This window comes from Treponema sp. JC4 (genome assembly GCF_000260795.1).
GTDB lineage: Bacteria > Spirochaetota > Spirochaetia > Treponematales > Treponemataceae > Treponema_D.
In genome coordinates this window covers 1-859 of record NZ_AJGU01000114.1, presented here as the reverse complement: position 1 = coordinate 859, position 859 = coordinate 1, and the positions used below count along the sequence as shown (strand labels likewise).

The 859-nt window shown below is 24.4% G+C and carries 2 protein-coding genes; both read left to right on the top strand.

Features of this window, described 5'->3' with window-relative positions; genetic code table 11:
* On the top strand, window positions 1-333 hold a 333-nt coding region (locus tag MSI_RS13520; RefSeq protein ID WP_192807782.1), incomplete at its 5' end, for a polysaccharide biosynthesis C-terminal domain-containing protein.
* A 248-nt stretch (window positions 334-581) separates the two neighbouring features.
* Window positions 582-859 (top strand): hypothetical protein (locus tag MSI_RS15110; protein WP_237706519.1); only part of this gene is annotated, 278 nt, incomplete at its 3' end.

Below are 859 nucleotides of genomic sequence, written 5' to 3'. Positions count from 1 at the left end.
TTTAGTAATTTGTATGGTACTCAGGTTCTTCTTACATATGATAAAGAAAAGAGTCTCCTCTTTGCGGTTATAATTGGAGCCGTGTCTAATGTGTGTATGAATTTATTTTTAATACCTAAATTTCAACAGAATGGAGCAATTGTCGCATCAGTAATAAGTGAAACTCTGGTAACAATTATTACTTTTATATCGGCTTCAAAATACGTTCAAATAAAAATAGATTTTTGTTCTCTTATTAAATCTGTTTTCACAAGTATAATAATGGCTTTTTTTATCATTATTTTAGAGCATAACTGTTCATATAAAAATCTTCTGTTGATTTTTCTTTTTTGATTGGTATAACATTTTATGTAGGATTAAACTTTATGCTAAAGAATGAAACTTTGAGAATAATTATTTACAAAATATTTATGAAATCTTGTATATAACCTTTTTATTATGATGGGTATGGTAGATTGTTGTGTTATTTTTTGATTTTTTTACTTTTATTCTTTGTTCTTTTATAGCATTTTCTGCTGTTAAAAAAAATTAGATACAGAAATTACAATGTTCTTGACATATGTATAATTATTTATTGGACAATGCAAGTTTTACCAATTTTCATCCAATATTTTTTTGCATTGGATTCTGTGATAAATGGAATTTGGTATAATATTTATAGAGCAATGACCGACTTCTTAACAGGAGTTATTTATGATTTTATAACAATACTTACAATGATTTTCTTTGCTTACAATAGCAGCAGATTAAAAAAAACTCCTAAAGTTAATACAATTGCGAATTTAAAAGAATTATTAAATTATTCATTAATAAAAATTTTTGTATTACTTGGAATGTTTTTGCCAATAATAATTACAGT